4 protein-coding genes are annotated in these 8,445 nt (G+C 46.1%); 2 read left to right on the top strand and 2 right to left on the bottom strand.

What is annotated here, in order from left to right:
* Nucleotides 1–113 precede the first annotated feature (113 nt).
* Both hrpA and AB6C75_RS21895 read right to left on the bottom strand, forming a co-directional pair.
* Nucleotides 114–4,172, bottom strand: coding sequence for an ATP-dependent RNA helicase HrpA (gene hrpA / locus AB6C75_RS21900; protein ID WP_372109240.1), 4,059 nt, complete (start codon nt 4,170–4,172; stop codon nt 114–116).
* 227 nt (nt 4,173–4,399) lie between these two features.
* On the bottom strand, nt 4,400–5,713 hold the full coding sequence (locus tag AB6C75_RS21895) for a MipA/OmpV family protein (protein WP_017096755.1): 1,314 nt from the start codon (nt 5,711–5,713) through the stop codon (nt 4,400–4,402).
* 81 nt (nt 5,714–5,794) lie between these two features.
* Here AB6C75_RS21895 and AB6C75_RS21890 point away from each other — a divergent pair, with 81 nt between their 5' ends.
* Nucleotides 5,795–6,265: a hypothetical protein gene (locus AB6C75_RS21890; protein WP_017096754.1), complete on the top strand. Its 471-nt coding sequence runs from the start codon at nt 5,795–5,797 to the stop codon at nt 6,263–6,265.
* A 24-nt stretch (nt 6,266–6,289) separates the two neighbouring features.
* Complete coding sequence (locus AB6C75_RS21885) at nt 6,290–8,326, top strand: alkaline phosphatase family protein (RefSeq protein ID WP_372109237.1); 2,037 nt, start codon at nt 6,290–6,292, stop codon at nt 8,324–8,326.
* The last annotated feature ends 119 nt before the right edge of the window (nt 8,327–8,445 follow it).

Here is an 8,445-nt window from a genome sequence, read left to right as displayed (position 1 = left end):
GTCAAACCTATGCGAGTCACCCCAGCAGAGCTGGGGGTTTATCAATGTTTAATTAGTAATGCAATAAGCAAGATTTATACCCAAACCTTGCCACTGCGTCTAGCTTTATTCGTTTAGCAAGCATCAATCGCGTTTTTAACACGCTTATCTGATACTGGGTAAGGTGTACCGAGTTGCTGTGCGAAGAAGCTTACACGAAGCTCTTCTATCATCCAACGCACCTCTTTTACATTTTCTGGAACCGCGATCCCTTTTGGAATTTTATTCAGCAGCTCTTTGTAATCATTCATTACAGAGTCCACTTTGATCATATGAAGGCGATCTTTATTCGGATCAATCGGCAGTTTTTCCATTCGGCGCTCTATCGCTTTCATATAGCGTAGAATATCCGGCAAGCGTTTCCAGCCGCATTCTGTGGCAAACCCCTTAAAAATCAAACCTTCTATTTGAGCTTTAATGTCTGAAAGCGCAAATGCCATTGAAAGATCGACACGCCCTTTCAGCTTCTTACTGATGGCGAATGCCGTGGTTAGGATGGTTTCAACCTGTTGAGCAATCTCAACAACCGTATCACCTAGCTCTGCACGTACGTGTTCTTTTAGAGCTTCAAACTGCTCTGGCTCCCAAACTATGCCGCCCTTCTGCTCTATCAGCTTATCAATACCACAAGCGATACAGTCATCGATAAGATCGAGCACCTGTCCGTATGGGTTGAAGTACAAACCGAGCTTAGATTTGTTCGGTAAATTCGAGTGCAAGTATTTGATCGGCGATGGCACGTTCAACAGAATTAAACGACGCTGACCCGATTTCATTGCAGTGATCTGCTCTTGCTCTGTTTCGAACAATTTGATCTCTACGCTGTCTTTGGTGTCCACCAGTGCTGGGAAGGCTTTAACATCATAGCCACCACGTTTCTGCTGGTAGACTTTTGGTAACTCACCAAAGCTCCACGTATGCAGGTTTTGCTGCTCAATGTCATCGTCTGCCACTTTAGAAAGTGTTTCTTGAACCTTGTCTTTCAGGCTCTCTTTCAACTCATGCAGGTCTTTCTGCTCTTTCAGTTTACGCTTACGATGATCCACAGCACGGAATGTTACCTTTAAGTGCTCTGGAATCTGGTCTAACTTCCAGTCATCACGTACCACTTCCACACCAGTCATGCGGCGCAGCTCTTTCTCAAGAGAATCCAACAACGGAGCTTCAAGTGGCGTTACTCGAGCCAAGAACGCATCGGCATAGTTTGGCGCAGGCACAAAGTTACGGCGTAGCGTTTTTGGTAACGACTTAATTAGGCTAATCACCAGTTCCTGACGTAGGCCTGGGATCTGCCAATCAAAACCGTTCTGGTCTATTTGGTTCAAGATAGGCAGCGGAATGTGTACCGTTACACCATCGTTGTCATCGCCCGGCTCAAATTGGTAGCTCAGCTTCAGCTTGATACCATTTTGATGCCAGAAGTTCGGGTAATCCAAATCAGTAACGTGGCTAGCATCGCCTCGGAACAGCATCGACTTTTCAAAGTTAAGCAGTTCCGGTGTTTTCTGGCTGGTCTTCTTCCACCATGTGTCGAAGTGACGTCCTGAAACCGCCTCTTCACCAACACGTTGGTCATAAAAGTCGAACAGTTCATCATCGTCGATCAAGATGTCACGACGACGCGATTTATGTTCTAGCTCTTCCACTTCTTGTAGAAGCTTACGGTTTTGTTTGAAGAAGGCATGTTTAGTTTCCCACTCACCTTCAACAAGTGCGCTACGTACAAACAACTCACGGCTGACGGTTGCGTCAATCGCACCGTAGTTTACTAAGCGTTTTGGAATGATTGGGATTCCGTAAAGCATCACTTTTTCGTGTGCCATTACTGCCGCTTGCTTCTTCGACCAATGTGGTTCGCTGTAGCTACGCTTAATCAAGTGTTTCGCTAATGGCTCAATCCATTCAGGCTGAATTTTGGCGATAACACGGCCCCAAAGTTTTGAGGTCTCCACAAGCTCAGCAGACATGATCCACTTAGGCTGTTTCTTAAATAGGCCAGACGCTGGGAAGATATGGAAGCGTGCGTTACGAGCACCTTGATATTCATTCTTCTCTTGGTCTTTCATACCGATGTGTGAAAGCAGACCTGATAGTAATGACATGTGGATGCCATCGTAGCTGCCCGGCTCTGTATTCAGCTTGGTATCTAATTCACGCATCGCTTGGTGAATTTGGAAATACACATCTTGCCATTCACGGATACGTAAATAGTTCAGGTAATCTTGCTTACACTGTTTGCGGAACTGGTTACTCGACAGCTCTTTTTGTTGCTGCTTAACGTAATCCCAAAGGTTCACAAACGTGATGAAATCTGACTCTTTATCGAAGAAGCGCTTGTGCTTATCGTCAGACGATTGTTGCTTGTCTGATGGACGCTCACGCGGATCTTGAATCGACAATGCAGAAGCAATCACCATCACTTCGTGCAGGCATCGATTACTTGGCGCTTCAATCACCATACGCGCTAAACGTGGATCAATCGGCAGCTTAGCGAGCTTGCGACCTATCGCCGTTAGCTTCTTCTTGTCGTCGCCATGATTCTTGTTTTTGTTTGCAGACGGTTCGACTGTCGCGATCGCACCCAACTCTTCAAGCAGCCTTACACCATCTTGAATATTACGTTTATCTGGCGCTTCAACAAATGGGAATGCTTGAATGTCGCCTAGGCCTAACGCTGTCATCTGAAGGATAACCGATGCTAGGTTAGTACGAAGAATCTCAGGGTCAGTAAACTCTGGGCGTGATTCAAAATCTTCCTCAGAGTACAGGCGAATACAGATACCTTCAGCAACACGACCACAACGACCTTTACGCTGGTTAGCACTCGCTTGAGACACTGGCTCAATCGGTAGGCGCTGTACTTTAGTGCGGTAGCTGTAACGGCTGATACGCGCCGTACCCGGGTCGATGACATACTTAATACCCGGAACGGTTAACGAGGTTTCTGCCACGTTGGTCGCCAGAACGATGCGTCGACCAGTATGAGACTGGAAGATACGGTTCTGTTCACCCGCAGAAAGGCGTGCGTAAAGCGGAACAATTTCGGTATCACGCAAGTTACGTTTACTTAAAGAGTCCGCGGTATCACGAATCTCACGCTCACCGTTCATGAAGATCAAGATATCGCCTTGGCCTTCATCACACAGCTCATCAACGGCTTCAAAGATACCTTCGATTTGATCGCGGTCTGAATCACTGTCATCACCACCTAGTGGGCGGTAACGCGTATCTACTGGGTAAGTACGGCCTGACACTTCAATGATCGGCGCGTTGTTAAAGTGCTTCGAGAAACGCTCAGGATCGATAGTCGCCGACGTGATAATCACTTTCAAGTCAGGACGCTTTGGTAGAAGCTCTCTCAAGTAACCCATGATGAAGTCGATGTTCAGGCTACGTTCGTGCGCTTCATCGATAATGATGGTGTCGTACTGGCTTAAGAAACGGTCGTGTTGAATTTCCGCCAGTAGAATACCGTCGGTCATCAATTTGATTTGGGTGTTTTCAGAAATTTGGTCGTTGAATCGAACCTTGTAACCAACGAACTCACCCAACTGCGTTTCCATCTCTTCCGCAATACGGTTTGCAACCGAACGCGCCGCAAGACGACGAGGCTGAGTATGACCAATTAGGCCAAAACGACCTCGGCCAAGCTCAGAACAGATCTTGGGTAACTGAGTAGTTTTACCCGACCCCGTTTCACCCGCCACGATAACTACTTGGTTTTCAGCAATGGCTTTCGCAATATCATCGCGCTTTTGGCTTACTGGGAGAATCTCTGGGTATTCGATGGTTGGTTTCTGCGCAGCACGCTGAGTTGCCGTCATCATTGACTTAGCAATATCTAACGCAATCTCATCGAAGACAGCGTGCTTAGATTGTTCGTTCTTGATTTTACTCGCGCCAGTAATTCGCTTACTCAAGCGGAAGCGATCGCGCATCATACATTCGTGGAGCGCTTTACGAAGAGATACTGGGCTATTCTGAGATGATTTTGTCTTTGTCGCTGATTGTTCAGCATTTAATTGTTTAGCAGGTCGGTTCGATGCAGGCTTATTTGATTTCGCTTTGCTCTGTGAAGAACTTGGCTGTGCTGCATTCTTGTTGTTATCTGCTTTTTCCGGAGACGAAGTCAAAGCGTGTCCTATTCTTGTACTTATTAAACTCGCGCGATTATATCACAAGTCTCAAACAAAAAAGCCTGACAACAAAGGGAAAACCTTTTGCTATCAGGCTGATTAGTCACTCTCACGTTAGTAAAAGCGATGGAAGCGTGACGAACGCAAACCGAATGTTTCAAAAATCACAGTTAAAAACTAAACGCTAAAAACGCCTGTTATAAACTGCCTGCTAAAAAACGCGCTTAAAACTCGTACTGTAGATAAACCGTGTTGTAGTTACTGCCGCCTTTGATTCGACCAAACTGAGAGGCGTTTTCAAAAATAGCAGAACGGTGATGCAACGAATAGCCGAACCATAAGTTGTTCAGGTCATTCTTACCCACCAAATCGCCTACGTTTACATCGACCGAAAAGTCGAGATAATTAAGCAAGTGGCTCCCGTTATAACCCTTCTCTTTCATCTCTTTCGCTTCGATGTAAGTCAGCGAATCGATGTAAGACATACCTTCTGCCACACCAACACGCCATTGTGTCGGCCAGTCGAAAGTGTAATACGCTTTGATAGCGACAATGTATTCAGTGCTGCTTGACTGAACCTCTGAATTCCAGTGATGCGCGATACCCGGTGTTAAGTAGATGTCCAATGGGAAACCGAAGATCTCATCGGTTAACGGGTGGCCATAGAAGAAGGAGGTCAACTGGTTGTTGTATTCGTCTTTCTCCCTGTTGAATTTCATGATGTCGCCAATATTCGATGGCGTCGCCCAGCCGTGTGCAACACGTAAATACGGCGCATTGCTCAGCTTAGGTTTTGGCGCTTTGGTTTTATCATTGAAAAAGCCAAAACCAAGGTAAAGTTCGCCTTGATAACGGTCTTCAACAATCGACGAATCGTAAGCGTTGTCATCCAGTCGAGTCACACTGGTTGAACCCAATAAGTATAAGTTCGAAACCACATGGTAACGCGCTTCTACACCGACATTCAGGTCCACACCTGCGCCGATGGTTTCATTGGCTGCTGAGTAATACTCGCTGTTGAAATCCGCACTTTTGTAGCGCAGTGTCGCACGCGGAGTGAACTCCCAGTCTCCGGTTTCATACTTAGCTTTCGCACGTAAGTTACCGTGAAAATTGAATTCACTGTCGCTCATTAACTCCGTTTCGACAGACCAAGGCCCATCAAGTTGGTAAGTCAGTTGAGCACCAAAGTCCGCCGTATCACCTTCAATTTCATTCTGCTCAGAAGCAGGGATATCAATAAAGCGCATGCGAGAGATAGCATTAAGAGACCATTTCTCGTCATCGGGTTGATAAAGGTAAGCACCCATCTCAGTTCCATCAATGAACACATAGTCGTTCTTGAAAAATAGCATTGGAACAAAAGAGCTAACCGTTTGGTCGCCACCTGACGTGTCGTAAGGAATACTTGCCGTACGAAACATTGCAGCGATGCCCCACTCTTGCTCTTCAGCGGCCCACGCATTCGCACTTAGGAAAACGCTACTGACGAAAACAACGCCCGACGAAGCGAGAGTCGGTAAATATTTGAGCTTCATTCTTATGTAATTACTCTTTGTAATAAATTTTGTGTTACTGAATAGACATTTATTAGCCATAACGGCTAACTAATTTTAGGTTTGAGCGGCATTGACCGTTACAATGTAGAATATTCTCGGTTAAATGAAAGCATTGTGAAAGTCTCCGAATTACAAAACATTATAGATCACTTACCCAAAGATTCCGATCCGGATATTGTTATTGGTGAGGCATGGTTGCCCGAGCGTTTGGTGAATACCAACCTAGACGGCGACATGCTATTTCTTGAGTTCGATAATGCCCCTGAAGACAATCAAGGGGATGAAGAAGGCCGTGGTTTTGTTGAACACGAAATTGCTATGATTCGTGAAAAACTGGAGCAAGTGTTAGACGACACATCCGATACCAAGACCAAAGCCGATGCCCTATTGGCAATATTTCTAATGGGTCATGAACTTTCTAGCTCGGAAGTTATCGAACTCCTGGAAGCAGATGGTTCTGAAACACCTGAGTCTGACATAACAGAGCCTGAAACGAACAAGCTCGAAACAAAACAACACCACGACGACTAGCCACCAACGATTTTAGGTACCGTATTGAAACCCTCTACGACATCATCTCTTCCCCTGTTACTCGCCGGACCCATTTTAAGAAAAACGACTGCAACTGAAGTCGTACTTTGGTTAGCCACCAGCTCGCCTCTGACAGGCAGAGCCGAACTGTATACCCGTAATTCTGACGTAGAGCCAGACCAACCGTTTTATACCTCATCGCTTGAAGATCATGATTCGATTCAAATCGGTACACATGCGTGGGTAACGCTCATCCGCTTACAAGGCGAGTTCCCGACTAATACACTTCTAGAGTATGACGTTCACACAGAGTCAGGCTCATTAAAAGAGCTTGCCCCTCACCTTGTTTACAACGGTAAATCTCGCGTTGAGTTTAAGATATCGACCTCGGCTGATTACATTCTTCATGGCTCTTGCCGTAATCCACATCATCCAAGCAAAGACAGCCTAGTCGCAGCAGATAACAAGATTGCCGATCAAACCGTCGCTGAAAGACCCGATATGCTGATGATGAGCGGCGATCAGATCTACGCTGACCATGTGGCAGGCCCAACACTTGATGCTATTCAGCAAGTGATTCAATTGCTTGGCCTAGTGGGAGAGAGCTTACCGACTGACTCGCAAGTTAACCGAATCAACAGCAGTGACGCCTTATTTGAGAGCGAATATCACTTATATCAACGTGATCAGTACTTGCCACACCACACCACTTCAGAATCCATGCTCGATAAGTTCTTCCCGAATCGTGGCGTACCGATTTTTAGCTCTACCGATTGTGAAAACCACTTGGTCACGCTGTCTGAGTTTATCGCGATGTACCTGTTAGTTTGGTCGCCGACACTGTGGCAGTGTGTCAATCGAGAGCGCTTAATTGAGAATAACTTCACTCAAGGTGGACGCCAATTAACACCGACTGAGCAGCAACAGTGGCGTGATGAAAGCGTCATCATGGATGATTTCATTGCTGGCTTACCGCAAGTACAACGTCTGTTCGCACATATCCCTACGTACATGATCTTTGATGATCACGATGTGACCGATGATTGGAACCTTACCGTGGGTTGGGAACATGCCGTAGACCAAAACCAGTTCGCAACTCAAGTCATTGGTAACGGCCTTGCGGCCTACTGGATGTGTCAGGGCTGGGGTAATAAACCGGAGAGCTTCGACGAGACATTCATCGAGCAAGCAAAACAGCTTTTTATCGATCAACCGCGCGTTCTTAAACAAACGCATGACGTTGAACAAACGGACAACCTTAAACAAACGAACAGTGAAACCGGCGATGCCGCGACTACTCACTCTGTTAGCGACATCGAGCCAAACAAGCATCGAGCCTTCATTGAAATGCTGAGTCGCTTTGAGGAGTGGCATTACACAATAGATACTTCACCCAAAGTCATTGTGTTGGATACGCGAACCCGTCGTTGGCGTTCGGAATCTCGTATGAATAAACCTTCAGGTTTGATGGACTGGGAGGCCTTGATTGAATTTCAACATCAATTGATGCATCAAGATAAAGTCGTGATCGTTTCAGCTGCACCGATGTTTGGCGTGAAGTTTATTGAAACATTGCAAAAGATGGCGACTACAATTGGTAAGCCATTGGTGATTGACGCTGAAAACTGGATGGCACATCCGGGCAGTGCCAATACGCTGATCAGTATCTTTACCCATACCAAAACACCGACCAATTTCGTGGTGCTTTCGGGCGATGTTCACTACTCCTTTGCTTACGATATCAAGCTTAGATACCGCCGAAATAGCCCGAACATTTATCAAATCACCTGTAGTGGCATTAAAAATCAATTCCCAGCGCCGCTGCTTAAATTCTGTGATGTGTGGGACCGCCTGTTATACAGTCCTCGCTCAGTTTTGAACTATTTCACCAAGCGAAAGCGCTTAAAGATCGAGAAGCGAAGCCCAGACAATCAAACCTTCTATCGCCTTTCAAACCGAAGTGCGATTGGTGAATTAAGGTTAGATAGCGACGGGAAGCCGCAAGCGATTACGACGTTAAGTGGTGACGGTAAAACCACCCGCTTTCCTGAACCTTACTAGGGCGTGTTGACCTTTCGAGCTAATTTTTGCAGCGAGTTGCTGGGTATTTATACAAGACAGAGGCTTCGATGTGTAGCTAGCCTACATGAGAAGCCGATAACGTAGTAGAAATGACCAGC

Origin of the sequence: Vibrio sp. 10N.237.312.B06 (genome assembly GCF_041464685.1) — a bacterium.
In the GTDB taxonomy this organism is placed as follows: Bacteria; Pseudomonadota; Gammaproteobacteria; order Enterobacterales; family Vibrionaceae; genus Vibrio; species Vibrio tasmaniensis_A.
The sequence above is the reverse complement of the archived record's forward strand: the minus strand, read 5'-3'. Positions and strand labels throughout refer to the sequence as shown.

What these genes read in the sequence shown, in the direction of transcription:
- AB6C75_RS21895 (WP_017096755.1), bottom strand. Translation starts at nt 5,713, where the DNA reads ATGAAGCTCAAATATTTACCGACTCTCGCTTCGTCGGGCGTTGTTTTC.